This is a genomic window from Achromobacter sp. PD1 (assembly GCF_048541815.1).
Taxonomy (GTDB): Bacteria; Pseudomonadota; Gammaproteobacteria; order Burkholderiales; family Burkholderiaceae_B; genus Achromobacter; species Achromobacter bronchisepticus_A.
In genome coordinates this window covers 5,600,118-5,624,344 of record NZ_CP183349.1, presented here as the reverse complement: position 1 = coordinate 5,624,344, position 24,227 = coordinate 5,600,118, and the positions used below count along the sequence as shown (strand labels likewise).

Sequence of the window (24,227 nt, the reverse complement as noted above, 5' to 3'; positions counted from 1 at the left end):
TTCCCCCGTCCATGCGGCTGTGCCGTTACGCTTGCTCTGCGTCCTGATGCGTCTTGCCACGGCCCACATAGGGAATGGCGTGGTCGATGGTTTCCCAGATGTAGCGCCCGGACGGGCTTTGCTGTTCCTCGGCCACGTGCGACACCAGGCCGGCCGCGCGCGAGATGACGGCGAAGCCGCGCATCAGTTCGGTCGGCACGCCGATCTCGCTGAGCAGCGCCGCCACCGCGCCGGTGGCGTTGATGGTGATGTGCTTGCCGTAGGTCTCGTCGATGGCGGCCGAGAGCAGGCGCAGCGCCTTGAGCGAGTCGCCCTTGAGCTCTGGTTCGGCCTCGGCCAGCGCCAGCAGCTTGATCGAGCGCGGGTCGTCGGGCTTGTGCAGATGGTGTCCGAAGCCGGGCAACGCGCTGCGCGATTCGCGGAATTCGCGGGCGATCGCCAGGGCTTCCGTGCGTCCATCGTCGGCCTGGCGGATGCGGTCCAGCAGGCGCGAACAGTTTTCCATGGTGCCGACGAACTGGCTGCCCACCGCCATCAGCCCGGACGCCACCGCGCCCTGCAGGTTTTCCGGCGCGCTCATGTAGATCAGCCGCGTGGCGATGGCGCTGGGCGTCAGGCCATGCTCCATCAGCGTGACCAGCACCGCGTCGACGATGCGCAGGTCCACCGGGCGCGCCTCGCGGCCCAGGATCTGCATGATCATGACTTCGGTGAAGGTCTTCTTGCCGATCAGGTCCTCGACCAGGTCCACGTCGCGGTAGGACATGCCGGTGAGGTGATGCGCGCAGAGGCGGGTTTCGGGCGTTTTCATGGGGTCTCCTTCAGGGCCGCGTCGCGCACGGCGTTTTTCAGCACCTTGCCCACGCTGGAGCGCGGCAGACTGTCATGGATGTGGAATTGCTTGGGTGTGGCCACGGGGCCGAGCAGGGCGCGCACGTGGGTCTTCAACTCGTCCGCGCTGGCCTGCGCACCGGGATGGAACTGCACGGCGGCGTGAACGGCTTCGCCCCATTTGTCGTCGGGCAGGCTGAACACCGAGCACTCGTACACCGCAGGATGCGCGGATAGCGCGTTCTCCACGTCCACCGGGTAGATGTTGAAGCCGCCCGTGATGATCACGTCGCGCAGCCGGTCCTTCAGGAACAGATAGCCGCGCGCGTCGATCAGGCCGGTGTCGCCGGTATGCAGCCAGCCGTCCACGACCGTTTCGGCGGTCTTCTCCGGCAGGCGCCAGTAGCCGGACATGACCAGGTCGCCCTGCACCACGACCTCGCCGATCTCGCCGCGCGGCAGCAGCGCGCCTTCGGGCGACATGATGGCCACGTCGCTGAGCCAGGTGACGCGTCCGACCGAGGCGCGGTTCTCCGGGGCTTCCAGATCGGCGGGCCGCAGCACCGTCATGATCTGCGGCGCCTCGGTCTGGCCGTAGGTGGTGCCCAGCACCGGGCCGAAGAAGTCGCGCGCCCGGTCGATCTTTTCCACGGGCATGGGTGCGCCGCCGTAGATCAGGTTGCGCAGGCGCGGGAAGTCGGCGCGCGAGACGCCGGGTTGCGCCATGATCATGTAGATCAGCGTGGGCGGCATGAAGCTCAGCGTGCCGCCGCGTTCGCGGAAGGCGGCGGTGATGTTGGCCGGCGTGACGCCGTCCAGCAGCAGATGGGCGCCGCCGCAAGCCAGCACCGGCAAGAGGTAGGTGCCGGTGCCATGCGTGATGGGGGCTGCCACGACGTAGCGGTCTTCGTGGGTCAGGCCCCAGCTCATGATCTGGTTGATGATGCCCGCGTTCCACGCGTGGTAAGGCTGCATCACGCCCTTGGGCAGGCCGGTGGTGCCGCCGGTGAACTTGATGGCCTGGATGGCGTCGCGCGGCAGCGCATGGCGTTGCGGTTCGCGTCCGACGCAGCGGGCCAGCAGCGCGTCCAGCGCCAGCGGCGCCGCCGCGTCTTCCAGATGGATGTGGCGGCGGCCTTGCGGCGCCTGGGCCTCGGGCGCCAGCGGCGCGCCCACGCCGTCCACGATCACGATGGACGGCTCGGTGGCGTCCAGGATGCGCCCGATCTCGCGCTCGGTGCTGCGGTAGTTGAGCGGTACCCACACCTTGCCGCTGGCCAGCACGGCCAGCAGCGCCAGGATGTGCCGAGCGGAATTGCCGGCGCAGATCGCCACCCGCGTTTGCGGCGCAGGATCGAGTTCCTGCAAGGCCGCGGCCAGCGCCCGCGTGTCGGCGGCCAACCGTGAGTACGTGACCTGGCCTTCGGGCCCGTCCAGCGCGATGCGGTCCGGATACTGCTCGGCAGCGCGGAAGAAGAAATCTATCGGGTACATCCTGGTGTTCCTAGTTGGCTTTGAGATTGGCGCTCTTGACGACCTTGCCCCATTTATCGATCTCGCTGGCGATCTTCCTGGCGTAGGTGTCGGGCGTGTTGGGCTGCTGCGGTGCGTAGAAGCCGGACTGCTGGTAGGACGCCTGCAGCGCCGGGCTGGCCAGCGCCTTGTTGATGGCCTGGTTCAGGCGCTCGACGATGGGTTTGGGGGTGCCGGCAGGCGCCATCACGCCGAACCAGGATTCGACGTCGAAGCCGGCCAAGCCGGATTCGGCCAGGGTGGGCGTGTCGGGGGCGGACGGCAGGCGCTGCGGCGAGGTGACGCCGATGGCGCGCAGCTTGCCGGCCTGCACGTGCGGCAGCGACGAGGGCAGGTTGTCGAACATGGAATCCACCTGGCCGCCCAGCAGATCGGCTACGGCCGGGCCGCTGCCGCGGTACGGCACGTGCAGGATGTCGGTGCCGGTCTGCATCTTGAACAGTTCGCACGACAGATGGATGGACGAGCCGCTGCCCGACGAGGCGCAGGTCAGCTTGCCCGGGTTCTTCTTGGCGTAAGCCACGTATTCCTGCACGGTCTTGACCGGCAGCTTGGGATTGACCACCAGGATGTTCGGAATGGTCGCCAACAGGCCCACCGGCTCGAAGCCCTTCACGAAGTCATAGTTGAGCTGGCTGTACAGCGTGCGGTTGATGGTGTTGGCGATGGAGCCCACATACAGCGTGTAGCCGTCGGGCGCGGCGCGCGCGACGATTTCCGCGCCGATGTTGCTGTTGGCGCCGGTCTTGTTCTCGACCACGAAAGTCTGGCCCAGTTCTTCCGAGAGGGACTTCGCCATCAGGCGCGCCACGATGTCAGTGGCGCCGCCGGCGGCGTAGCCGACCACCAGCGTCACGGGACGCTCGGGATAGGGCTTGGCCGCCAGGGCCGGGGCCGCGAGCAGCGCGCCCAGGGCGGCCGCCGCGGCGGCCCACCGCTTGCTTTGCATCTTCATTGTTGTCTCCGTCCTGTTTGTCTAATATTTGGACAGCTCTGCGTCTGCCCGGATTCATATTGGGCTTTGATAGGGGCCTCATCAACGCAAGCTGTCCAAAAAATGAACAAGCCAGAATCCGAAGGCTCCGGGCCGCGCGTATTGCGCCGCGGGTTGCGCGTGCTGGGCGTGCTGCGGCAGGCGGGCGCGGCGGGCATGCACGTGGTCGACATCGCGCGCGCGGCGGGCATGCAGCGGACCACGGCCTACCGCTATCTCGACGTGCTGGTTCAGGAGGGCTACGCCCTGCGCGAGTCCGAAGCGCCGCGCTGGCGCGTGGCCGAGCTGGGCGTGATGATGGCGGGCGATCCGCATGCGCAGGCCGTGCGCAGCCTGCGGCCGGTGCTGCGGCAGATCAGCGACGTCAGCGGCGATTCCGCTTTTCTCATCTGCCGCGCGGGCAACGATTCGCTCTGCCTGCACCGTGAAGTGGGCAACTATCCCGTGCAGGTGCTGGCGGTTACGGTGGGGCACCGCCAGCCGCTGGGCGTGGGGGCGGCCGGGCTGGCGCTATTGGCCGCGCTGCCGCCTGACGAGTCGGAAGAGGTGATTGCGCAGAACGAGCAGGCGTTGCGCGCTTACGGCGGCATGACGGTGGCGCAGATGCGGCGCCTGGTGGAGAACACGCGCGGACGCGGCTGGTCGGTGGTGGGCAACGCGGCGGTGCCCGGCGTGCTAGGCGTGGGCGTGGCCTTGTGCGATGCAGGCGGATATCCGCGCCTGGCCGTCAGCGTGTCCAGCCTGATCAGCCGCATGCAGGCGGCGCGCCAGCGCAATATCGCCGACCTGATCCGCGCCCAGCTGGCGCAGGACGAGGTCAGGACGCAGCGCTGGGCGTTGCCGGGGTTTCCGGCTGCCTAGGCGGCTGCCGGCGTCGGCACCCGGTAGGTCTTCTGGTAATGCACCGTGAACGTCCTGAAGGCTTCCAGGGCCTTGTGCGGATCGTGGCCGGGCTTGACCAGGAAGCTGTCGAAGCCAACGCGCGCCTGGTAATGGATGGTGTCGATCATCACGTCGCCGACCGCGCGCAGTTCGCCTTGCCACTGGTAGCGCGTGCGCAGCAGCTGCGCCAGCGAATAGCCGCGGCCATCGGTGTAGATCGGAAAATCCACGGCGATGAAGGCAATGCCGGCGGGGTCCAGGGTGCCGTCGGCTTCGGCCAGGTCGCGCAGATCCGCGTCGGGGGCGAGCAGGACCGCGACGGGATGCTGGTGGCGGCGCAAGGTGGCGCGCGAGGTCTTCCAGACGGAAAGCGGCACGATCCAGCCCGGCGCGTCGCCAGGCACCTGGCCCTCGGCGGGAACCTCGGGTTCAGGCGTGAAGGCGCGCGAGGCGTCCGCTTCCAGGCGGCCGTTGCGGATCAGGTGCGGGCCGGGGGCGTCGTGCGGATAGATTTCAGACATGGGCGGCCTCGGCTTGCTGCGCGGGTTTGGCGAAGGCGGGATCGGAGTAGACGTCCTGCTTGAAGGGATCGATGCCGACCCGGTCTACCACGTCGATGAAGCGTTCCTCTTCGCTGTCGCGCAGGCCCAGGTAAGTGCGGATCAGGCGGTCCACCACGCCCGCGACCTGCTCGCGCGCGAATGACGGGCCGATGATGCGGCCGATGGCGGCGCCGCCGCCGCGCGTGGATTCGATGTCGGGCAGCGGCTTGGCGGCGCCGTTCTGGCGGCCGCCTATGGTGACCTGATACCACTCCTCGCCGGCCTTATCGACGCCAAGAATGCCGATATGGCCCACGTGATGGTGGCCGCAGGAGTTGATGCAGCCCGAGATGTTCAGGTCCAGCTCGCCGATCTCGAAGAGATAGTCGAGGTTGTCGAACTGGCGCTGGATGGCTTCGGCCACGGGGATGGAGACGGCATTGGCCAGCGCGCAGAAATCTCCGCCCGGACAGGCGATGATGTTGGTCAGCAGCCCGATGTTGGGCGTGGCCAGGTTCAGCGCCTGCAACGTGGTCCAGAGTTCATGCAGGCGCGCGCGGCGCACGTCGGCCAGAATCAGGTTCTGCTCGTGTGAGACGCGCAGCTCGCCGAAGCCGTAGTCGTCGGCCAGGTCGGCCACCGCGTCCATCTGGTCGGCGGTGATATCGCCCGGCGGCACGCCGGTGGGCTTGAGCGACACGGTGACCGCGGCATAACCGGCTACCTTGTGCGGATGCACGTTGGTGCGCAGCCAGCGCGCAAAGCGCGGATCGGCGGCGGCCAGCGCGGCGGTGTTGTCCACGTCCTGCGCGGCAGTGGCGTCGTATTGCGGCCAGACGAAGCGGGCCTTGATGCTGTCGACGAATTCCTGGGTGATGGTGTCGGGGCCGCCCTTGATGAGCTGCCACTGTTCGTCCACCTGTTGCGCGTAGACTTCCGGCGTCAGGTCCTTGACGAGGATCTTGATGCGCGCCTTGTACTTGTTGTCGCGGCGGCCGTGCAGGTTGTAGACCCGCAGCGCGGCCTGCAGATAGGTCAGCAGGTCCTGCCATTCGACGAAGGGGTTGATCAGCTTGCCGACGATGGGCGTGCGGCCCAACCCGCCGCCGACCCAGACCCGGAAGCCCAGCTTGCCGTCGCGTTCGACGGCTTGCAGGCCGATGTCGTGCACGCCCACGGCCGCGCGGTCCTGCACCGCGCCGCTGACCGCGATCTTGAACTTGCGCGGCAGGAAGGCGAATTCGGGATGCAGCGTGGACCACTGGCGGATGATCTCGCACCACACCAGCGGATCCACCAGCTCGTCCGGCGCGACGCCGGCGAAGTGGTCGGTGGTGGTGTTGCGGATGCAGTTGCCGCTGGTCTGGATGGCGTGCATCTGCACCGTGGCGAGTTCGGCCAGGATGGCCGGCACGTCTTCCAGCTTGGGCCAGTTGAACTGGATGTTCTGGCGGGTGCTGAAATGGCCGTAGCCGCGGTCCCATTTGCGGGCAATGTGCGCCAGCGTGCGCAGTTGGCGCGACGCCAGGATGCCGTAGGGAATGGCGACGCGCAGCATGGGCGCGTGGCGCTGGATGTACAGGCCGTTCTGCAGGCGCAAAACGCGGAATTCATCTTCCGTTAGTTGGCCATCGAGGAAGCGGCGCGTCTGGTCGGAGAATTGCGCCACGCGTTGCTCGACGAGCTGCTGGTCGACGGGGTCATACACGTACATGTCTACTGCCCTTGAAGTCTTCTCGGTCTGAGCCCTTGCGCTCGCCTGGCGCAATGCGGCAGGGGAAAGGGGTTCATAACCGTAACAGGCAGCTGCGGCGACCGTCTAAGTCATTCTGGTAATAAGATAATGGGGGCCCCCACGCTGCGCCCGCTTTGCGGGCTTGCTGCCCCCCGAGGGGGCTGTCCCGCCTTGGGGCGGCCCGGCGGCGGGACGGCCGATGTATACCCCCACGCTGCGCACGCTGACGCGCGCTTGCTGCCCCCCGAGGGGGCTGTCCCGCCTTGGGACGGCCCGGCGGCGGGACGGCAATTCTTGTGGGACAGTCGATTCAACAGCCGATTTACAACGCCGCGTTCACCGCCCACTTCGCTACCACGACCAGAATGACCACCAGACAGGCCGCCATCAGCAGCCCGGTCAATATCAATGGCGCCGGCTTGTTGTTGGCGATGTCGGCATCGTAGCCCCGCCCGCGGCGCACGCCGAAGAATCCCCACAGCACGGATTTGACCGTGCGCAAGAAACTGAGCATGTAGACCTCCTGGCGTCGTGGCGATGCTGCAAATGTAGGCCGGCGCCGTCCGCGGAGACAGATGCAGATCCGCCTTACCTGACCGTATCAGACGCCGGACCGGCGGGGGCGCCGATGCCGCGCACGATGTGGTCCAGCAGTTCGCGCGCGGCGGGGGACACATGGCGGCCGGCGCGGCTCAGCACGTGCAGGCTGCCCTGGTTGAGGATGGGGTTGGCCAGCGGCAGGCTGGCCAGGCGCTGGGCGCGCAGGTCGGCCGTGACCGCGATGGGCGGCGTAAGCGCGTAGCCGATGCCGGCGGCGGCGAACTGCCACAGCGCCTTGAAGGACGAGGTGGTCAGCACGTTGCGCAGCCTGACCTGTTCGCTGATTTCGGCGGCCTGGATGTGCTGGCGCACGCCGAAACCCTCCTGCATGGACGCGCCGGGATAGTCGGCCAGATCCGTGAGCAGCAGGGGACGGCGCAGCAGGGTCAGCGGGTGGTCCTCGCGGACAATGGCGCGGATGGGCTCAGGCCGTGAGTAATGGGTGCGCAGGCGGGCGTCGTTGGGCGGCTGGAACACCAGTCCGATATAGGCGCGGTCATCCACGATGCGCTGCACGATCTCGGAGGTGCGCGCCACGTCGATGTCCAGCGTGACCTCCGGGTGGCTGCGCCAGTAGCCGGGCAGCACGCGCTCGAACATCAGCTCCACGAAGCCTTCGCCCAGCACCAGGTCTATGTGTCCCCGTTCGGCCTTGCGCAGGCTGTCGATCTCGGAGAAGAAGCTCTCCTGGATGTCCTGCTGGCGCTTGATGTAGCGCGCCAGGATATGGCCGGCGTCGGTCGGCACCACGCCGCGCCCGCGGCGCTCGAACAGGGCGATGCCGCAGTCGCGTTCCAGCGCGGCGATGGCGCGGCTGACGGCGGACGGGTCCATGTCCAGCACTTCGGCGGCGCCGCGCACCGAGCCGCGGCTCATGACCTGCATGAAATAGTGGGTGCGGCGGGCGTCGAGTTTTTCGTCCATGGCGAGGGCTCCGTGGCGGGAGTGCGGCGGCAGATCCACAGATACAATCTAGGGTTTACCCTTGCATGGTGCGAGATCATGCAAAATTTTCCCTGGAAAAGCCTATCCGTTGCATTTTACGCAACGTTTCTACGCCAGCCCTGTCATGGTTGCGCGTAAGGCCGCCGGCGAAAATCGGCCCTGCTGCGCGCGCCGTCGCCGCCGCCGCGCTGCGACGCCCATTGCGGGCGCCGGCCGGCCGGGATTGCGGCGGGCAGCCACGACGACTATTCACGTTCATCAGGGGAATCCGATGTCTCACGCCAGCGCAAGCCTGGCCGCGCCTTCCATGCCGCTATCCGGGCGCATCCGCATGCTCGCCGCCATTTTGCTGGTGGTCGTCATTTCTGAAGCGATCGGCAGCGCCACCTTCAACGTGGGGCCGGGCAAGATCATCCTGCAGCCGATGCTGTGGGCGATTTTCATCGGCGCCATCGTGGCCGCCTTCGGCCAGCGCATGCCGGCCGGCCTGAACATCGACACCGCCATGCAGACCCGCATCAGCGGCTATCTGCAATACGCGCTGCTGCCCTTCCTGGCCAAGCTGGGCCTGATGGTGGGTGGCGCCTTGCCGCAGGTGCGCGAAGCCGGCTGGGCCCTGGTGTTCCAGGAGTTCGGCCACTTCTTCGGCACCATGGCCGTCGGCTTGCCGCTGGCCCTGCTGCTGGGCATCAAGCGCGAGGCCATCGGCGCCACTTTCTCGGTGGGCCGCGAGCCCAGCCTGGCCATCATCGGCGAACGCTACGGCATGAACTCGCCCGAAGGCCGCGGCGTGATGGCCGAATACATCACCGGCACCGTGATCGGCGCGCTGTTCGTGGCCCTGATGGCCGGCTTCATCACCAGCCTGAACATCTTCGATCCGCGCTCGCTCGCCATGGGCGCCGGCGTGGGCTCGGGCAGCATGATGGCCGCAGGCGTGGGCGCGATCGCATCCCAGCAGACGCCCGAAGTCGCGCACCAGGTGGCCGCGCTGGCCGCCGCCGCCAACCTGCTGACCACCGTGGTGGGCGTGTACTTCACGCTCTTCATCTCGCTGCCGACCACCATCTTCCTGTATGGCAAGCTGGAGCCCGTGCTGGGCCGCTTCTCGCGCGGCAAGGCCGAGACCGCCGCCGCTGATGACGAGGTCACGCAGGATGCGCCGGCGCACGGCGTCAAGATGGGCTTCGGCGACCGCCTGACCGCCTATGTCATCTGCGGCCTGTTCGCGCTGGTGGGCAACCGCCTGGGCTACAACGTGCCGTTCGCCGACGCCTTGCCGGGCATGGGCATCATCATCCTGCTGGTCGTCCTTACCGACCTGGTGCTGCGCGTGGTGCCCAAGCTGCCGGCCGTGTTCGTGCTGTCGCTGATCGCCATGACCGCGGGCTGCCCCGGCGTGCTGCCGTACTCGGACCAGATCATCGCGATGGTCGGCAAGGTGAATTTCCTGCCGTTCACGACCGTGATCCTGGCCATGGCCGGCCTGTCGATCCTCAAGGACCTGCCGGCGTTCCGCAAGCTGGGCTGGAAGATCGTGGTAGTGTCCCTGGCCGCCAACGCCGGCACCTTCCTGGGTGCGACCATGATCGCGGAATTCTTCCACTGATCGCGGCCCGTTCCCGAATCAAGAACCGCCTGATGCTTTTTGTCAGGCGGTTTTTTTTGGTCAGGGCGCGAAACCCGGCCGGTAGCGCGCGTTGTCCGTGACGTTCTCGGTCGCGCCGATGTTGGCGACCTTGGGAACGCCCAGGCCCGCCGCCTTCATGGCCACGGCGGTCTGCAGTTCCTGGACTTGCGGATTACCCATGGCGAGGCGATAGGCCTGCAATGGCATCAGGCCTTCGATCGTGCCCAGGTCGTTGGCGGAGCCGGCGCGCTGGGCCACGGGGTCGGGCTGCGCGGTGAAGTCCTCAACGGCGCGGCGCATGCGCGATGCCGCGTGCAGGTCGCGCAGCGCGTCCGCGTTCGAGGCGTCGAAGGAGGTCAGCGGCAATGGCAGGCTGGCGCGTTCGCGGCCGGCTTGCGCCGCGTGGCCGGCGGCCGCAGCCCGGGCCGCGTGGACATGGGCCACGCGTTGGGTTTCGGGAAATGCGCGGGCGGCGTCCAGCGCGGCGGAGCGCGCGGGATAGGGCGCGTCAGCCCGGTGGATGGCGGAGATCGCAGCGACGTTCATGCTGGGCCTCTTCTGGTGATGGCCGGCGGATCGGCCCGCCTGCCGACTTCACTGTAACAGCTGGGGGCGATGCGGGCGAAAAAAAGGCCCCTGCACGCGTCAGGGGCCTAGCGACGCTGCTCGGGGCCGCGCCGTACCAAGGCAGGTGATGGCCAGGGAGCCCGGCGGGTTCTCCCGGCCCTGCGCCTGCCCAAACCGGGTCAGGGCTTGGTGGCCTGCATGGACGGACGCTGGCTGAAGGTTTCGTACCAGGCGGCGGTGGCGGGGTGGCCGGCGCGCCAGTCCAGGTCGGGGAAGCGGAAGTCCAGATAGCCCAGCGCGCAGCCGATGGTGATGGTGCCGATGTCCAGGCGGCCAGCCAGCGCGGCGGCGTTCTTTTCCACCAGCGCGAGGCCGTCGCGGACCTTGCCCAGTTGGCCCTCGACCCAGCCGTCCCAGCGCAGCGCTTCCGGACGCAGCACGGTTTCGTAGCGGGCCAGCAGCGCCGCGCCCAGCATGCCGTCGGCCATGGATTGTTCCGTCAGCACCTGCCAGCGCGTCTTGCCGGCCGGGAACAGCGAACCGCCGCCCAGCTCGTTCAGGTATTCGCAGACCACGCGGCTGTCGTACAGCGTCTGGCCGTCATCGGTGATGAAGGTGGGCACCTGGCCCAGCGGGTTGCTGGGGATGATGGTCTGGTCGCGGGCGACGGGGCCAGCCGCGCTCGGCAGCTTCTCGATGCGGTCGGCCAGGCCGAGCTCATGGGCGATGACCATGCATTTGCGCACGAAGGGCGAGGCGGGCGAGTAGAAGATTTTCATGAGGATCCTTGTCGGTGGAGAGGCGTCAGTGTTGTGCATGGGCCAGATGTTGTCCAGCGATCCAGCCGAAGGTCAGGGCGGGACCGAGTGTGATGCCGGGGCCGGGATAGGCGCCGCCCATCACCGACTGCATGTCGTTGCCGGCCACGTAGAGGCCAGCAATGGGCGCGCCCGCGCCGTCCAGGGCCTGGGCATGCGGATTGGCGGCGATGCCGCAAGCGGTGCCGATGTCGCCGGGATAGACCTTGACCGCGTAGTAGGGACCCTCGGCCAGCGGCGCGAGGCAGGGATTGGGAGCGTGTTCCGGATCGCCCAGGTAACGGTTGTAGGCGGTCGATCCCTTGCCGAAATCCGGATCCTGGCCTTGGGCCGCGTGGGCGTTGTAGCGTTCCACCGTGGCCTGCAGCGCATCGGCGGGTACGCCCAGCCGGGCCGCCAGCGCCGCCAGCGTGCCGGCTTGCAGCAGATAGCCGGCGTCGATCAGATGTTGGCGCGGCCGGCCCCCCGGCAGCGCCAGGCCCAGGCCCCAGGTGTCGATGAAGCGCTGGTCGCAGATCAGGAAGGCGGGAATGCTGGGCGTCGTGCCATGGCTGCGATACATGGCCTGCACGAACTCGTGGTACGAGGCCGATTCGTTCACGAAGCGCTGGCCCGCGCCATTGACCGCGATGAGACCCGGCTTGGCCCGGTCCCACACCAGGTGCGGGTAATGCAGGGGTTTGCCGTCCGCGGATTCCAGCAGCGAGACCGGGGCCCAGAACGCGGGGCTGGCGTGGCCCGAGCCGAGCGCGGCGCCGGCGGCTTCGGACAGGCGGATGCCGTCGCCCGCGTTGTCCCGCGGCGACATGGACCACAGACCGGTGGGCTGGGGATAGCTCTGCGCGCGGCGCGCCGGATCCCAGGGAAAGCCGCCCGTGGCCATCACCACGCCGCGGCGCGCGCGGATGTTCAGCGTCTTGCCGTTACGCCGGACCGCGACGCCCTGCACGCGGCCCGCCGCGTCGCGGTGCAACGCCAGCGCGGGTGTGTCCAGCCAGTACTCGATCCTGCGCGCCAGCATGCCGTGGAACAGCTGCGCGGCTAGCGCATTGCCCAGCAGCAGCCGGGTGCCGCGGTGATAGCCGCGCGCGCGGTCGGCGGCATAGCGCAGCACCAGCTTCATGCTGTGACGCCAGGCCGCAAATGAACGCGTGGCGCGCAGCAGATGACGCACATCGGTGATGTTGACCATCATGCCGCCCAGCACCGTGAATTCCTTCAGGGGATCGCGCAGCACGCGGAAGTCGCGGCCGAGCTTGCGGCCGTCGAACTCCAGCGGGTCGAGCGAGCGCCCGCCCATCGCGGCGCCGGGCAGGTCGGGGTAGTAATCGGGCGAGGCGGTGCGCGCGGCCAGGTCCAGGATGCCGCGCGACACCAGGTAATCCATCATGCGCGGTCCGGCTTCGAGGTAGGCGCGCTTCATGTCGTCGGGCGCCGCCGCACCCACGGTTTGTTCCAGATAGGTCCAGACCTTCTCGTAGCTGTCCGGATGGCCGGCGGCGTCCGTCTGCGCGTTCAGCGGTATCCACAGCGCGCCGCCGGAGATCGCGGTTGAGCCGCCGATGCGGCCGGTCTTTTCCACCAGCAGCACGTCCAGTCCTTCCTCGCGCGCCGTCAGGGCCGCGGCCATGCCGCCCGCGCCCGAGCCGACCACCAGCGCGTCGACTTCCTTGTCCCAAGTAATGCCTTCCATGCTGCCTATGCTCCCGATCCGCCCAGCGATTTGCCGCCGTCCACGAAGATGACCTGGCCGGTGATGAAGTCCATGTGCGGCGCGGCCAGGAAGGACACGGCATAGGCGATGTCTTGCGGCTGGCCGGCGCGGCCGGTGGGCTGCAGGGCCAGTTGGGCCGCAAGGCGTTCGGGGGTTAGGTTGCGCAAGAGCGGTGTATCGATGAGCCCGGGGGCGATGGCATTGACCAGGATGCCGCGCGGGGCCAGTTCCATGGCCGAGGCCCGCGTGTAGCCGACCAAGGCCGCTTTCGAGGCCACGTAGTGCGGATGATTCTTTGCGCCCAGGTAGGCGCGCGAGGCGATGTTGACGATCTTGGCGCCCGGCGCCATGTCGCGCGCGGCCTCCTGCGTCAAGGTCGCCACTGCCAGCAGGTTGACGTCAAAGGCGCGGCGGTAGTCGGCGCTGCCCACTTCAAAGAACTTGCGTTCGTCGAACAGCCCCGCGTTGTTGACCAATGCGGCCAGCGGCGCGAGCGACCGGGCCAACGCGCGGGTGGCGGCTTCGTCCGTCAGGTCCACCACGCGGTGTTCCACGTCCAGCCCTTGCGCCCGTAGCGATTCGGCCTCTTTCGCGGCCAGTTCCGCGTTGCGGTCGGCCATCACGACGCGAAAGCCGTCGCGCGCCAGCCGTTCCACGATGGCAAGACCCATGCCGCTGGCGCCGCCCGTGACCAATGCCGTGCCCTGATTCATGATGTTTCCTCACACGGCCAGGTAGCCGCCGTCCACGGGCAGCACCACGCCGTTCACGTAGCTGGCCATGTCCGAGGCCAGGAAAAGAACCGGACCCACGATCTCGTCGGCCCGTCCCGCGCGCGCCATGGGGGCGCGCTGCATGTACCAATCCGTGCCCTGCGCCTGCGCGCGCTGGCCCGCCGTCATCTCGGTTTCCATCAGGCCGGGCGCCACGGCGTTCACGCGCACGCCGTGCGGCGCCAGGTCGCGCGCCAGCACCTCGGTGAACGAGCGCACGCCGCCCTTGGACACCACGTAGCCCGCGGTCGAGATGCTGCAGCCGTAGGCCACGATGGAGCACAGGTTGACGATGGCGCCGCGCGTGGCCTTCAACTGTTCGACGAAGGCGTGCGTGACGTTGAACGTGCCCTGCAGGTTCACGCTCATCAGGCGTTCCCAGATCTCGGGCGTCTTGGGATCGTCGAACGGGGCGCGCGCCGATATCCCGGCGTTGTTGATCAGGATGTCCAGATTGCCGTGTTCGGTGGCGGACCGTTGCGCAAAGTCGCGCACGGCGGCGGCATCCGTCACGTCCAGCACCGCGTCCGCGGCCTTGCCGCCCGCGGCGCGGATGGCCTGCACGGTGGCGGCGGCCAGTGCGGCGTCCACGTCGGCGACGATCACGGCCGCGCCTTGCCTGGCGAAGCCCTGCGCGATGGCCGCGCCCAGGCCGCGGCCCGCGCCCGTGACGAGCACCCGCTTGTCTTGCATCGATATCATGGTCGGTCCTTTCGGCGCCTCAGGCGCCCAGATAGGCGCGCTGCACGCCTTCGTCGCTGGCGAGCGCGGCGGACTCGCCTTCCAGCGCGATCTCGCCGTTTTCGAGGATGTACGCGTAGCTGGACACCGACAGCGCAAGCTTCACGTTCTGTTCCACCAGCAGGATGGTGATGCCTTGCTCGCGGTTCAGCCGCAGCACGATGTCGAAGATCTGTTCGACCACCAGCGGTGACAGGCCCATGGACGGTTCGTCCAGCAGGATCATGCGCGGGCGCGCCATCATGGCGCGACCCGTGGCCAGCATCTGCTGTTCGCCGCCGGACAGCGTCGCGGCCTTTTGTTCGTAGCGTTCGCGCAGGCGCGGGAAGGTGTCGCACACCATGTCCAGGTCCTGCCGCACCGCGCCTCGGTCGGTGCGCAGGTAGGCGCCCATCTCCAGGTTCTCGCGCACGCTCATGTCGCGGAAGATCTCGCGGCCCTCCGGCACCTGCACGATGCCGCGCCCGACGATGGCGTCCGCTGCCAGGCGGTGTATGGGTTCGCCCGCAAAGCGCACGCTGCCCGCGGTGGGCGCCACCAGGCGCGAGATCACGTTCAGCGTGGTGGACTTGCCCGCGCCGTTGGCGCCCAGCAGCGCCACGATGGCGCCCTGCGGCACTTTCAGCGATACGTCCTGCAGGGCGCGGATATTGCCGTAGGCGGCCGATACCGCGTCGACTTCAAGCAGATGATCAGCCACCGGCGGCTCCCTTGCCCAGATAGGCTTCAATGACCCGCGGGTTGCTGCGTACCTGAGCGGGCGTGCCTTCGGCGATCTTCTCGCCAAAGGACATGACGGTGATGCGATGCGAGATCGACATCACCAGCTGCATGACGTGTTCCACCAGCAGCACCGTGATGCCGTCGCGTTCGCACAGCTCCGTCAGCAGGCGGTCCAGCGTTTCGATTTCGCGGTTGCGCAGGCCGGCCGCGGGCTCGTCCAGCAACAGCAGCTTGGGCGATATGGCCAGGGCGCGCGCCAGCTCCAGCATCTTCTGGCGGCCGAAGTCCAGGCTGCACGCCGGCGTGTCCAGGAAGTCGGCCAGCCCGACGCGCTCCAGCAGGTGTTCGACGCGCTCGCGCGTCTGCGCGGCCGCGGGGCGCAGCAGCTTGCCTGGGCTATTGGCGCCATGCGCGTAGGTGCCCAGCAGGGCGTTTTCGCGCACGCTCAGCGCGCCGAACAGCTCCAGGTTCTGGAAGGTGCGCGCCACGCCCAGCGCCGCCATTTCGTGCGGCTTCTTGCGGGTGATGTCGGCGCCGTCGAACAAGATGCTGCCGCTGCTGGGACGGTAGTAGCGCGAGATGCAATTGAAGGTGGTGGACTTGCCGGCGCCGTTGGGGCCGATCAGCGCATGGATGCGGCCGCGCTCCACTTGCATGGACAGGCCGTTGATGGCGGTGAGGCCGCCAAACTTGACGGTCAGGCCTTGCACGTCCAGATAGGGATGGCTGCTCATGCGGCGCTCCTTTGGGTCGGTTTGGCCGCGGCCGGGCGCGTGGCGGAAGGCAAGGGCGCGGCCGGCGCCGGAGCCCGTCCGCGCGCGCCGCGGCCTGCGAACAGGCCCTTGGGCGCGAACATCATGAAGCCCATCAGGATGACGCCGTAGATGATTTCCTGGAACGACAACGCCTGGCGTAGCAGCTCGGAGATCAGGCCGAAGGCCAGCGCGCCCGCGATGGCGCCGCGCACCGAACCGATGCCGCCGACCACCACCATCGTCAGGATCAGGATGGTGGTCTGGAAGCCCAGGCTCTCAGGGTGGATGAAGGAAGCGAAGGTCGTGTACATGCCGCCCGCAATGCCGGCGTAGGCCGCGGAAAGCGTGAAGGCCGTGCGCTTGATGGCGTTGACGTTCACGCCCATGGCCTGGGCCGCCACGTCGCTCTCGCGCACGGCGCGAAACGCCGAACCCAGCTGCGAACGGGATAGGGCGACGGTGGCCCACAGCAGCAGCGCGGCGATCAGCACCACGAAGGGATAGGCCTTCGCGTCCGACACCAGTTCGTAGCCGAACAGCGTGGCCGGCGAGATCCGGAAGCCGTTCGAGCCATTGGTGACCGATTGCCAGTTCAGGAACACCCACTGCATCGCCTCGCCGAAGGCGAAGGTGGACAGCGCCAGGTAGATGTCGCGCATGCGCAGCGCCAGCGCGCCGATCACATAGCCCAGCGCGGCTGCCAGCAGCCCGCCCGCGATGATGGAGATGAAGAAGGGCGGATGCCACAGGTTGTTGATGAGGCCGGCGGTATAGATGCCCACGCCGTAGAAGGCCGCGTGCGAGAGCGCGAACTGTCCGGTTTCGCCGATGACCAGGTGCAGGCCCAGCGCCAGCACCACGAACACCATCAGCAGGTTCACCACATAGATGACATAGCCGCTGGCCGCGAAAGGCAGGATCGCCAGCACGATGGCCATCAGCGCCAGCAGCGCATGGTCGATTTTCTTGCTCATACTTTCTTCACCTGCAGTTTGCCGCCCAGGAGCCCTTGCGGACGCAGCAGCAGCACGACCATGATGGCCACGAAGGGCGCGACCACGATGGCATTGGTAGAAATGAACAGCCCCACCAGGTTCTCGGCCACGCCGATCACGAAGCCGCCGACCACCGCTCCAGGCAGGCTGGTGATGCCGCCCACGATGGCCGCGGCGTAGGCCAGGATGGCGATGTGGCCGATGTCGGGCGTGATCAGGATCTTGGGCGTGATGAGCAGCGCCGCGACCGCCGATATCAAGCCGGCCAGGGCCCACACCAGCATGCGGATGCGGGTCAGGTTCACGCCGACCAGGCGGGCGGCCTTGGGATTCATGCCCACGGCGCGCATGGCGCGACCGACCCGGGTATAGGTGAACATACCGAACAGCAGCAGCATCACCGCCACTGCGACCGCGAAGATCACCAGGTCCAGCTGGGTCAGCACCGCGTCGCCGATGATGATGGCGTCGGTCGAGGCCAGCGGCGGCAACGAGCGCGGCGTGTCGCCCAGGCCGGTCTGGCGCACCAGGCCCTTGAGCGCATAGGCCAGGCCCAGCGTGGCGATCACCATCTGCACGCCCACGCCCTTGGAGGCGATGACGCGTTCCATCACGACGCGCTGGAACAGGCCGGACAGGACGGCCACGGCGGCGAGCGTGATGGGAATGACGACGAGATAGGGCCAGCCCATCACCAGGGTGAGGAACAGGGCGATGTAGCCGCCGACCATGAAGATCTCGCCCTGGGCGAAATTGGGCACGTCGGTGGTCTTGAAAATGATGACTACGGCGACCGCCAGCAGCGCGTACACGCTGCCCGTCACCAGTCCCGACAGCACCCCCTGCTGCAGGAACAGCCAGATATCGGCAAAGCTCATGATGTTCTCCCGCAGCCCGCGCGCTGCTGCGCCAACGCGCGGGCCAGGCCCATGGCGGGCCGCTGGTTTACTTCTGGTACTGCCAGACGCTCTTGAAGGCGCCAGGCACGAGCGACATGTTGGTGCCGTCGAACTTGATGTAGATGGCGGATTCCTGCGCTGCGCGGTCGTTCGGGCCGAATTCGATCGGACCGGCCATGACGCCGGAGTCGAACTTCATGGTTTCCAGCGCCTGCAGCACCTTCTCGCGGGTGGGCTGGGGGCCGGCGGCCTTGAGCGCGTTGACCACCGCCATCGCGGGCGGCAGGCCGTAAGGCATGTAGGTCTGCGGGTGGCCCGGCTTGGCGGCCAGATCGGGGTAGGCCTGCTTGTACATGTCATACACCCAGGTCAGCTTGGCGCCGCCCGGCACGTCGGACAGCACTTCCTGGATGTAGACGTTCTTGAAGGCGTCCTTGTTGCCCACGTTCTCGACCAGCTGCTTCAGGTCGGCGGTGCCGTTCACCGCCAGGACGATGGGCTTGCTCCAGCCCAGTTCCTGCGCCTTCTTGATGATGAGCGCGGCGGGACGGGCGTAGGTCGTCAGCAGCAGCACGTCGGCGTTGGCGGCGCGGATCTTCAGCATGGGCGCGGTCACGTCGGTGATGTTCGGGTTCACCGACTGGACTTGCAGCGATGGGTCGCCCAGCTGCTTGACCTGGGCCTGCGCGGCTTCCAGGTTCCAGCCGCCGTAGGCGTCGTCATGGTTGATGTAGCCGATCTTCTTGGCCTTCAGGTGCTCGGCCGCGAACTGCACCATCGAGCCGCCCACGGCGTGCTGGGAAATGGAGAAGGCGCCATAGATGTACTTGGACGGCGGATACAGCGCGCCGTCGCCCGAGGCGTTGAGCATGACCAGCGGCACCTTCTCGCGCTCCACGTATTCGCGCGAGGCCACCACCGCGGCCGAGCAGGAACCGCCGTTCAGCAGGAACACCTTGTCCTGCTCGTTCAGCTTCTTCACCGCGGCGACCAGGTCGTTGGCGTTGCAGCGGTCGTCCTCGATCACCAGTTCGATCTGGCGGCCGTGCACGCCGCCTTCCTTGTTGACCTTGGCGTACCACATCTTGGCGGCGTTCAGCACGTCAAAGCCGTAGGCCATGCCGCTGCCGGACAGGGGCGCGAACAGACCGATCTTGATGGTCTTGTCGGTGATGCCCGGCTCCTGCTGGGCCTGCGCGCCCGTGCTCAGCGCCCATGCGCATAGCGCGGCGGCGGCTGCGTAGCGACTGCTTTTCTTCATCTTTGTCTCCCGTTCTTTTTTGATGCGCGCCTTTGTTTGGGTGGGGCGCTTTGCTGCGTTGCCGGCCTGGCCGCCGGAATGCCTTACTGCATGCGGTAGCCGCCGTTGACGTCGATGACGCTGCCGGTGATGTAGCCGGCTTCCTCCGACGCCAGGAAGCGCACGGCGGCGGCCACGTCGTCCACGGTGCCGATGCGGCCCAGCGGAATGGCTTGTGCGGCGGCAGCGAGCGCGCCGCTGCTGGTGACGGTGCTGCGCAGCATGTCGGTGTCGATGAGGCCCGGCGCGATGCCGTTGACCGTGACGCCCAGATGAGCGGATTCGCGCGCCATGGCCTTGGTCAGGCCCAGCACCGCGGACTTGGCCGCGATGTATGAGGCGCTGGAGCGGTAGCCGCCCAGCTGCGCAGCAACCGAGGTGAACGTGACGATGCGGCCGTGCGCCAGTGGCGCGGCCTCGCGCCGGCGCAGGTAGGCGCGGCCGCACAGGAACACGCCGCGGGCGTTCACGGCGAAGCTGCGTTCCCAGATGTCCAGCGAGGTGTCCTTGATGAGCGGACGTTCGCCGTTTTCCTGGAACAGCAGCAGGCCGGCGGCGCTGACGAGCACGGCGATGGGGCCATGCTGCGCTTCGATCTGTTCGAACGCGTTCTCGACCGAGGACTCGTCGCTGACGTCGAAGGCGTGCGACGCGTGCGGCGCGCCCAGTTCGTCGGCCACGCGCCGGGCGCGCCCGGCGTCCACGTCCGAGACCACGACGCGCAAGCCGGCGCTGGCCAGTTCCTGGCAGATGCGGGCGCCTATGCCGCCGCCGCCGCCCGTGACGAGCGCAAGACGGGGAGCCGGGCCCGTGCCGGCCGGCGTGGATACATTGGACATTTTGTCTCCTGGTGGCGTGCTGTCCGCCTGGGGCGCGACCGAGCCGCTGGTTTGAATTTTTTGCGATTATGTATACATGGGTGGGCGTCAGGTATAGGTGATTACCCGAGGTGTTGCTTGATATACATCGTGTTTTACGAAGATTCTCCGAAACCCTATGCGGTGCCTGGTGCCCCTATGTATTCTTCATGTATACAATGTGGCTATGGACACGCTATCTCAACACGTTACCGACACGCTGCGGGACTGGGTGCTGCACGGCAAGTTCAGCCCCGGCGCCCGCTTGGAAGAAATCCCGCTGGCGGAAAAACTGGGGGTGTCGCGCACGCCGGTGCGCGCGGCGCTGGCGACGCTGGGCAATGAAGGTCTGCTGGAGCATCTGCCCAAGCGCGGCTACACGGTGCGCGCTTATGACATCGGCGAAATCGTGGCGGCCTATGAGGTGCGGGCGACGCTGGAAGGGCTGGCCTGCCGCCAGGCGGCCTTGCGCGGGCTATCGAACGATGCCGTGGCGGTGCTGAAGAATTGCCTGGACGAAGGCGACCGGATACTGGGCAAGGGCGTGTTGCTGGCCGAGGACCATCTGCCGTACCAGCAGGTGAACATCACCTTGCACAACGGCATCCTGGAAGCGGCGGGCAACCCCTGGGTGCGGCGCTTCGCGACGCAGGCGCAGGCGATTCCCTACGCCTCGGACCGGATCATCCTGTGGGAAGACCACGGCATCATCCTGCGGTCGCATGACGACCATCACCGCATCGTCAATGCGATCATCGCCCGCGACGGTGCGCGGGCCGAGGATCTGATGCGCGAACACGTGTACTACGCGGGCATCATCCTGAAGAACAACTACGAAAGGCTGGCGCAGGCGTACCGGGTGTAAGGCACGCCCGCGCTCCAACCTCAGGCCGCGGCCGCAGGCGCCTCGAGGCAGGGATTGAATTCGCCGGTGGCGGGGTCGCGCAGGTACAGCAGGCCGGTGGCCACGCCGAAGTAGGTGCCGTGCAGTTCCAGTTCGCCCTTTTCCACGCGTCGGCGGATGGACGGGAAGGTCATCAGGTTGTTCAGGCTGTGCTCGACCACGGCCAGTTCCAGACGCTTCAGGTTGGCCTGGCGGTCGCCGGTGCCGGGGCCCAGGCGTTCGGCCACGGGCTCGATCTGCGACATCCACTTGCCGATGAAATCGCCCTTGGTCAGCGGCTTGGCGTCGTCGAAGAAGGAGCGGATGCCGCCGCAGGAGGCATGGCCCAGCACCACGATGTGCTTGACGTTCAGGCCGTTGACCGCGAATTCGATCGCGGCGCTGGTGCCGTGGTACGAGGATTCCGAGTCAGGGTCACAGGGCGGGACCAGGTTCGCGACGTTGCGCACGACGAACATCTCGCCGGGGCCGGCATCGAAGATGACTTCGGGCGACACGCGGGAGTCGCAGCACCCGATGATCAGGATTTCCGGGTTTTGTCCCGATTCGGCCAGCTTCTGGTATCGGCTGCTTTCCGAAGGGAAACGGCCCCCCAGGAAAGATTGATAGCCTTCGGTAAGTCTTTTTGGAAACATGATCTTTTCTTCCTCGTAGCTGGAGCCAGGCGTGCTGGCGTGTCGGCGCACGCAACAAGGGGCTTCGTGTGGAAGCCCCTTTTATTGAGTCGACAAACCGAATTTTCCCATATTTGACCTTGCGCCACGCTGTCTAGACCCTGAAGTAATCAGGGTTTTTTTTGGCAGGTGGGCCGTAACGGGCGTCTAGCCGGCGCCTAGCGGGCGTCGACGTCCAGCGCGGTGACGCGGGTGAATTGCAGCGGCGTGACGGCCCGGATCTGCTTGATCTGGCCGGGCGCCAGCGGGCCGATGACGTCGTCGCGCACGCGGCCGATCTCGCGGTCCTGCGCGTCGTACAGCACGAAGGTCAGCATGGCGCTGTTGATGTGCCGCGCCGACTGGTTGGACAGCAGCCCGGTGATGGCCGACACGTTCTGGTTGACGTCGCGCACGGCCTGGACGTTGCCCAGCGTGACGCCGTAGACCAGGCTCTGCGCGCCGGCGGCGCCGGACAGGCCGGCAAGCAGCGCGAACCAGGCAAGGGCAAGTTTCATCATGGTCTCCTGTGCAGCCGCGGAGTCGGATGCCGTTCGGGTCCGCAGGGCGGTCAATGCCTCCTCTACCTTGGGGGCATGCTTATCTCACACCTTTCCCGCCATGTACACAACGGGGCAAAGGGATGAATGGGTAACAGGGTGCTTGGATTGGTCGCAAATTCGCCTGCGTGGGGGCATGTCCACGAGGGAAGCCTGCGGCGGTTTCAGGGGCGTGTAAGGCCTTGGCGATTCTTGACTTTCCGCACTCTTGCGCAGCGTTCGGGTTTGTTCGATCATGACCGGGCCGGCGATTGGGCCGGCGGATCGTGCGGCCCGCCTTTGCGACTGAGTCCAGGCGCGCGGGCGCCAAGGGAGGAATCCATGCTTTCCCGTACCAGCCAGTTGGCCTCGGCCTTTCTGTTGACCGCTTGTTTCGCCGGCGCAGCCCTTGCCCAGACGCCCGCAGCTCCCGCCACCGCCAAGACGCCTACGCCGCAGCAGCAGCGCATGGCCGACTGCAACAAGTCCGCCGAAGGCAAGAAGGGCGATGACCGCAAGGCCTACATGAGCAGCTGCCTGAAGGGCGAAACCGCCGCGCCCGCCAAGGAACTCACGCCGCAGCAGCAGAAGATGAAGGACTGCAACGCCAAGGCCACCTCGCAGCAACTGACCGGCGACAAGCGCAAGACCTTCATGAGCACCTGCCTGAAAGGCTAGCGCCGACGCAATACGGCATGGCGCGAAGAAAAATCGCCAGCCCCTGAAACGGGCTGGCGATTTTTTTGGCATGAGGCGCCTCTCAGCCGCCGGAACGTCCCGGCCCCTGCAAGCGTCCCAGCACGCTTTCCAGCGCCAGCCCGACCGCCAGCACCTTGCGGTCTTCGCCTGGCAGCCCGTCGACTTCCAATCCCACCGGCAGTCCGTCCGCTGACAGGCCGGCGGGCACGCTCAGTCCCGGCAGGCCGGCGTTGCTGCCCGGATCGACATTGCGCGCCAGGCGGCCGAAGCTCTCGAAGCTGCTGGCTTCGGGCGTGGCGGCCAGCGGCGGGATCGGCACCGTGGGAAACAGCAGGCCGTCCAGCGCATGGTCCTGGAATGCGCGGCGGTACACGCCGATGAGCTCGTCGCGGTGCGTCGCCATGGCGCGTTCATAAAGCGGCTGCAGCGGCAGCGCCTCGCCCGTGGGCAGGGGCAGCACGCCAGGCACGATCAGGCCGTCGAAAATCCCTTTGACGTCCGGGCTGGAGATCTGCGCCACCACCTGTTCGAAGCTGAGGCCGGTGCCGTAGCGGCTGAGATAGTCCGTCAGGTCGCCCTTCTGCTCGTACAGGCAGACCGGCATGCCGACTGCGGCGTTGCTGGCTTCCAGGCCCGGCATGTCCAGTTCGACCAGTTGCACGCCGGCCGCGCGCAGCTTGGCCAGCGCGGCATCCATGACGGCCTGCACCTGCGGGTCCAGGTCCTTCCAGAAGTAGTCGCACAGGCCCAGGCGGATGCCGGCAGGCGGCAGGGCGGACAAGGGCTGGCGGTCGCCCGTCAGCACCGCGTCCAGCAGCACGATGTCGTCCATGCTGTTGGCGATGGGTCCAGGCGTGTCGCGGGTGTGCGAGATCGGCGTGATGCCGGCGCCGTCGTAGCGGCCCACCGACGGGCGAAAGCCCACCGCGCCGTTCACCGCCGCAGGCAGGCGCACCGAGGCACCCGTGTCCGTGCCCAGCGCGGCCGGCGTCAGGCGTGCACCCACCGCCGCGCCGCTGCCCGAGGACGAGCCGCCGGCGATCAGGCGCGCGTCATAGGCGTTGCGCGTGCCCTCGCCGTGCGCGCCGGGAAAGGCGGTGTTGTAGCCCGACACGCCAAAGGCCAGTTCGTGCATATTGGTCTTGCCCACGATGACGGCGCCCGCCTCGCGCAGGCGCCGCACCACCGGCGCGTCCTCGGCCGGACGGAAATGCTTCAAGGCCGGCGTGCCGGCCGTGTTGGGCAGGCCGGCAACGTGGATGTTGTCCTTGATGGCGATGGGCACGCCGGCCAGCGGCTGCGCGGCCTGGTCCGCCTGGCCGCGGGCGGCATCCCGGGCGCGGGCCTGGGCCAGCGCGCCTGCGCGGTCCACGGTGATGAAGGCGTTGAGATCGGCGCGCGCCTCGATGCGGTCCAGGCAGGCCTGGGTCAGCGCAACGCTGGTGAGGCGGCCCTGCCGGATAAGGGCCGCGGCCTCGGTGACGGTCAGGTCCGCAGGGGACGCGGCGGGCAATGGCTGTTTGGACGTATCGGACATGACGCTTCCTTACCTGTGCGGGATTCTGTCGAACCCGTACCTATACAGGGGGAAGCGGGCG

25 protein-coding genes are annotated in these 24,227 nt (G+C 67.5%); 4 read left to right on the top strand and 21 right to left on the bottom strand.

The genetic code is table 11. The features are described from left to right. Positions 1-25: 25 nt before the first annotated feature. From ACM1PE_RS26440 to ACM1PE_RS26430, 3 genes are read right to left on the bottom strand one after another with little or no spacing between them, the layout of a single operon-like run. Positions 26-811, bottom strand: a complete 786-nt coding sequence (locus tag ACM1PE_RS26440; RefSeq protein ID WP_419341491.1) for a citryl-CoA lyase — start codon at positions 809-811, stop codon at positions 26-28. Then, a complete protein-coding gene (locus ACM1PE_RS26435; protein ID WP_419341489.1) occupies positions 808-2,325 on the bottom strand; it encodes a class I adenylate-forming enzyme family protein in 1,518 nt (505 codons plus the stop codon). The genes ACM1PE_RS26440 and ACM1PE_RS26435 overlap by 4 nt, the downstream gene beginning before the upstream one ends. 10 nt (positions 2,326-2,335) lie before the next feature. After that, positions 2,336-3,319, bottom strand: a complete 984-nt coding sequence (locus ACM1PE_RS26430) for a tripartite tricarboxylate transporter substrate binding protein (RefSeq protein ID WP_059377500.1) — start codon at positions 3,317-3,319, stop codon at positions 2,336-2,338. A gap of 102 nt (positions 3,320-3,421) precedes the next feature. On the opposite strand from ACM1PE_RS26430, the gene ACM1PE_RS26425 reads away from it, so the two are divergent. Then, positions 3,422-4,219, top strand: a complete 798-nt coding sequence (locus ACM1PE_RS26425) for an IclR family transcriptional regulator (RefSeq protein ID WP_059377503.1) — start codon at positions 3,422-3,424, stop codon at positions 4,217-4,219. Here the strand turns inward: ACM1PE_RS26425 and ACM1PE_RS26420 are convergent. The 4 genes from ACM1PE_RS26420 to ACM1PE_RS26405 form a co-directional block, all read right to left on the bottom strand. Continuing rightward, positions 4,216-4,761, bottom strand: coding sequence for a DUF934 domain-containing protein (locus ACM1PE_RS26420; RefSeq protein WP_059377506.1), 546 nt, complete (start codon positions 4,759-4,761; stop codon positions 4,216-4,218). The two genes, ACM1PE_RS26425 and ACM1PE_RS26420, sit on opposite strands and share 4 nt — an antisense overlap. Then, on the bottom strand, positions 4,754-6,496 hold the full coding sequence (locus tag ACM1PE_RS26415; RefSeq protein ID WP_059377508.1) for a nitrite/sulfite reductase: 1,743 nt from the start codon (positions 6,494-6,496) through the stop codon (positions 4,754-4,756). Before ACM1PE_RS26415 ends, ACM1PE_RS26420 begins: the two co-directional genes overlap by 8 nt. Positions 6,497-6,839: 343 nt before the next feature. Beyond that, positions 6,840-7,031 carry a DUF2970 domain-containing protein gene (locus tag ACM1PE_RS26410; protein WP_059377509.1) on the bottom strand — a complete coding sequence of 64 codons (192 nt, stop codon included), beginning with the start codon at positions 7,029-7,031 and terminating at the stop codon, positions 6,840-6,842. 74 nt (positions 7,032-7,105) lie between these two features. Then, the gene (locus tag ACM1PE_RS26405; protein ID WP_419341487.1) at positions 7,106-8,041 is read right to left on the bottom strand and encodes a LysR family transcriptional regulator; all 936 of its coding nucleotides are present in this window, start codon (positions 8,039-8,041) and stop codon (positions 7,106-7,108) included. A 292-nt stretch (positions 8,042-8,333) separates the two neighbouring features. Here ACM1PE_RS26405 and ACM1PE_RS26400 point away from each other — a divergent pair, with 292 nt between their 5' ends. Next, positions 8,334-9,671 carry a DUF3100 domain-containing protein gene (locus tag ACM1PE_RS26400; RefSeq protein WP_419341486.1) on the top strand — a complete coding sequence of 446 codons (1,338 nt, stop codon included), beginning with the start codon at positions 8,334-8,336 and terminating at the stop codon, positions 9,669-9,671. Between the two features lie 60 nt (positions 9,672-9,731). Here the strand turns inward: ACM1PE_RS26400 and ACM1PE_RS26395 are convergent, their stop codons facing one another. The 11 genes from ACM1PE_RS26395 to ACM1PE_RS26345 form a co-directional block, all read right to left on the bottom strand. Then, positions 9,732-10,238, bottom strand: a complete 507-nt coding sequence (locus ACM1PE_RS26395; protein WP_251878771.1) for a hypothetical protein — start codon at positions 10,236-10,238, stop codon at positions 9,732-9,734. A gap of 200 nt (positions 10,239-10,438) precedes the next feature. Beyond that, positions 10,439-11,038 carry a glutathione S-transferase gene (locus ACM1PE_RS26390; RefSeq protein WP_059377518.1) on the bottom strand — a complete coding sequence of 200 codons (600 nt, stop codon included), beginning with the start codon at positions 11,036-11,038 and terminating at the stop codon, positions 10,439-10,441. Positions 11,039-11,063: 25 nt separating this feature from the next. Beyond that, on the bottom strand, positions 11,064-12,770 hold the full coding sequence (locus ACM1PE_RS26385) for an FAD-dependent oxidoreductase (RefSeq protein WP_419341485.1): 1,707 nt from the start codon (positions 12,768-12,770) through the stop codon (positions 11,064-11,066). A gap of 5 nt (positions 12,771-12,775) precedes the next feature. Continuing rightward, complete coding sequence (locus tag ACM1PE_RS26380; RefSeq protein ID WP_059377524.1) at positions 12,776-13,504, bottom strand: SDR family NAD(P)-dependent oxidoreductase; 729 nt, start codon at positions 13,502-13,504, stop codon at positions 12,776-12,778. Positions 13,505-13,513: 9 nt separating this feature from the next. Continuing rightward, on the bottom strand, positions 13,514-14,266 hold the full coding sequence (locus ACM1PE_RS26375; RefSeq protein WP_059377527.1) for an SDR family NAD(P)-dependent oxidoreductase: 753 nt from the start codon (positions 14,264-14,266) through the stop codon (positions 13,514-13,516). Positions 14,267-14,285: 19 nt separating this feature from the next. Then, entirely contained in the window at positions 14,286-15,005 is a 720-nt protein-coding gene (locus ACM1PE_RS26370; RefSeq protein WP_059377529.1) for an ABC transporter ATP-binding protein, read from the bottom strand. Next, entirely contained in the window at positions 14,998-15,762 is a 765-nt protein-coding gene (locus ACM1PE_RS26365; protein ID WP_059377532.1) for an ABC transporter ATP-binding protein, read from the bottom strand. The genes ACM1PE_RS26370 and ACM1PE_RS26365 overlap by 8 nt, the downstream gene beginning before the upstream one ends. After that, on the bottom strand, positions 15,759-16,757 hold the full coding sequence (locus ACM1PE_RS26360; RefSeq protein ID WP_059377534.1) for a branched-chain amino acid ABC transporter permease: 999 nt from the start codon (positions 16,755-16,757) through the stop codon (positions 15,759-15,761). The genes ACM1PE_RS26365 and ACM1PE_RS26360 overlap by 4 nt, the downstream gene beginning before the upstream one ends. Then, positions 16,754-17,656, bottom strand: a complete 903-nt coding sequence (locus tag ACM1PE_RS26355) for a branched-chain amino acid ABC transporter permease (protein ID WP_059377535.1) — start codon at positions 17,654-17,656, stop codon at positions 16,754-16,756. The genes ACM1PE_RS26360 and ACM1PE_RS26355 overlap by 4 nt, the downstream gene beginning before the upstream one ends. A gap of 67 nt (positions 17,657-17,723) precedes the next feature. Then, entirely contained in the window at positions 17,724-18,938 is a 1,215-nt protein-coding gene (locus ACM1PE_RS26350; protein ID WP_419341484.1) for an ABC transporter substrate-binding protein, read from the bottom strand. Between the two features lie 83 nt (positions 18,939-19,021). Then, a complete protein-coding gene (locus ACM1PE_RS26345) occupies positions 19,022-19,816 on the bottom strand; it encodes an SDR family NAD(P)-dependent oxidoreductase (RefSeq protein WP_059377540.1) in 795 nt (264 codons plus the stop codon). 205 nt (positions 19,817-20,021) lie between these two features. Between ACM1PE_RS26345 and ACM1PE_RS26340 the strand changes: the two genes are divergently transcribed. Further along, on the top strand, positions 20,022-20,699 hold the full coding sequence (locus ACM1PE_RS26340; RefSeq protein WP_419341482.1) for a GntR family transcriptional regulator: 678 nt from the start codon (positions 20,022-20,024) through the stop codon (positions 20,697-20,699). 20 nt (positions 20,700-20,719) lie between these two features. Here ACM1PE_RS26340 and ACM1PE_RS26335 read toward each other — a convergent pair whose 3' ends face one another. After that, positions 20,720-21,373: a carbonic anhydrase gene (locus ACM1PE_RS26335; protein ID WP_054455866.1), complete on the bottom strand. Its 654-nt coding sequence runs from the start codon at positions 21,371-21,373 to the stop codon at positions 20,720-20,722. A gap of 197 nt (positions 21,374-21,570) precedes the next feature. Then, positions 21,571-21,909, bottom strand: a complete 339-nt coding sequence (locus ACM1PE_RS26330; RefSeq protein WP_059377542.1) for an FxLYD domain-containing protein — start codon at positions 21,907-21,909, stop codon at positions 21,571-21,573. Between the two features lie 363 nt (positions 21,910-22,272). On the opposite strand from ACM1PE_RS26330, the gene ACM1PE_RS26325 reads away from it, so the two are divergent. Continuing rightward, positions 22,273-22,608, top strand: coding sequence for a PsiF family protein (locus ACM1PE_RS26325; RefSeq protein ID WP_059377545.1), 336 nt, complete (start codon positions 22,273-22,275; stop codon positions 22,606-22,608). Positions 22,609-22,690: 82 nt separating this feature from the next. On the opposite strand, the gene iaaH is transcribed toward ACM1PE_RS26325, so the two are convergent. After that, on the bottom strand, positions 22,691-24,166 hold the full coding sequence (gene iaaH, locus ACM1PE_RS26320; protein WP_419341481.1) for an indoleacetamide hydrolase: 1,476 nt from the start codon (positions 24,164-24,166) through the stop codon (positions 22,691-22,693). Positions 24,167-24,227: the final 61 nt, after the last annotated feature.

Excerpts from the sequence above, each read along its gene's own strand:
- ACM1PE_RS26440 (WP_419341491.1), bottom strand. The coding sequence starts at position 811 with ATGAAAACGCCCGAAACCCGCCTCTGCGCGCATCACCTCACCGGCATG.
- ACM1PE_RS26435 (WP_419341489.1), bottom strand. The coding sequence starts at position 2,325 with ATGTACCCGATAGATTTCTTCTTCCGCGCTGCCGAGCAGTATCCGGAC.
- ACM1PE_RS26430 (WP_059377500.1), bottom strand. The coding sequence starts at position 3,319 with ATGAAGATGCAAAGCAAGCGGTGGGCCGCCGCGGCGGCCGCCCTGGGC.
- ACM1PE_RS26425 (WP_059377503.1), top strand. The coding sequence starts at position 3,422 with ATGAACAAGCCAGAATCCGAAGGCTCCGGGCCGCGCGTATTGCGCCGC.
- ACM1PE_RS26420 (WP_059377506.1), bottom strand. The coding sequence starts at position 4,761 with ATGTCTGAAATCTATCCGCACGACGCCCCCGGCCCGCACCTGATCCGC.
- ACM1PE_RS26415 (WP_059377508.1), bottom strand. The coding sequence starts at position 6,496 with ATGTACGTGTATGACCCCGTCGACCAGCAGCTCGTCGAGCAACGCGTG.
- ACM1PE_RS26410 (WP_059377509.1), bottom strand. The coding sequence starts at position 7,031 with ATGCTCAGTTTCTTGCGCACGGTCAAATCCGTGCTGTGGGGATTCTTC.
- ACM1PE_RS26405 (WP_419341487.1), bottom strand. The coding sequence starts at position 8,041 with ATGGACGAAAAACTCGACGCCCGCCGCACCCACTATTTCATGCAGGTC.
- ACM1PE_RS26400 (WP_419341486.1), top strand. The coding sequence starts at position 8,334 with ATGTCTCACGCCAGCGCAAGCCTGGCCGCGCCTTCCATGCCGCTATCC.
- ACM1PE_RS26395 (WP_251878771.1), bottom strand. The coding sequence starts at position 10,238 with ATGAACGTCGCTGCGATCTCCGCCATCCACCGGGCTGACGCGCCCTAT.
- ACM1PE_RS26390 (WP_059377518.1), bottom strand. The coding sequence starts at position 11,038 with ATGAAAATCTTCTACTCGCCCGCCTCGCCCTTCGTGCGCAAATGCATG.
- ACM1PE_RS26385 (WP_419341485.1), bottom strand. The coding sequence starts at position 12,770 with ATGGAAGGCATTACTTGGGACAAGGAAGTCGACGCGCTGGTGGTCGGC.
- ACM1PE_RS26380 (WP_059377524.1), bottom strand. The coding sequence starts at position 13,504 with ATGAATCAGGGCACGGCATTGGTCACGGGCGGCGCCAGCGGCATGGGT.
- ACM1PE_RS26375 (WP_059377527.1), bottom strand. The coding sequence starts at position 14,266 with ATGATATCGATGCAAGACAAGCGGGTGCTCGTCACGGGCGCGGGCCGC.
- ACM1PE_RS26365 (WP_059377532.1), bottom strand. The coding sequence starts at position 15,762 with ATGAGCAGCCATCCCTATCTGGACGTGCAAGGCCTGACCGTCAAGTTT.
- ACM1PE_RS26360 (WP_059377534.1), bottom strand. The coding sequence starts at position 16,757 with ATGAGCAAGAAAATCGACCATGCGCTGCTGGCGCTGATGGCCATCGTG.
- ACM1PE_RS26355 (WP_059377535.1), bottom strand. The coding sequence starts at position 17,656 with ATGAGCTTTGCCGATATCTGGCTGTTCCTGCAGCAGGGGGTGCTGTCG.
- ACM1PE_RS26350 (WP_419341484.1), bottom strand. The coding sequence starts at position 18,938 with ATGAAGAAAAGCAGTCGCTACGCAGCCGCCGCCGCGCTATGCGCATGG.
- ACM1PE_RS26345 (WP_059377540.1), bottom strand. The coding sequence starts at position 19,816 with ATGTCCAATGTATCCACGCCGGCCGGCACGGGCCCGGCTCCCCGTCTT.
- ACM1PE_RS26340 (WP_419341482.1), top strand. The coding sequence starts at position 20,022 with ATGGACACGCTATCTCAACACGTTACCGACACGCTGCGGGACTGGGTG.
- ACM1PE_RS26335 (WP_054455866.1), bottom strand. The coding sequence starts at position 21,373 with ATGTTTCCAAAAAGACTTACCGAAGGCTATCAATCTTTCCTGGGGGGC.
- ACM1PE_RS26330 (WP_059377542.1), bottom strand. The coding sequence starts at position 21,909 with ATGAAACTTGCCCTTGCCTGGTTCGCGCTGCTTGCCGGCCTGTCCGGC.
- ACM1PE_RS26325 (WP_059377545.1), top strand. The coding sequence starts at position 22,273 with ATGCTTTCCCGTACCAGCCAGTTGGCCTCGGCCTTTCTGTTGACCGCT.
- iaaH (WP_419341481.1), bottom strand. The coding sequence starts at position 24,166 with ATGTCCGATACGTCCAAACAGCCATTGCCCGCCGCGTCCCCTGCGGAC.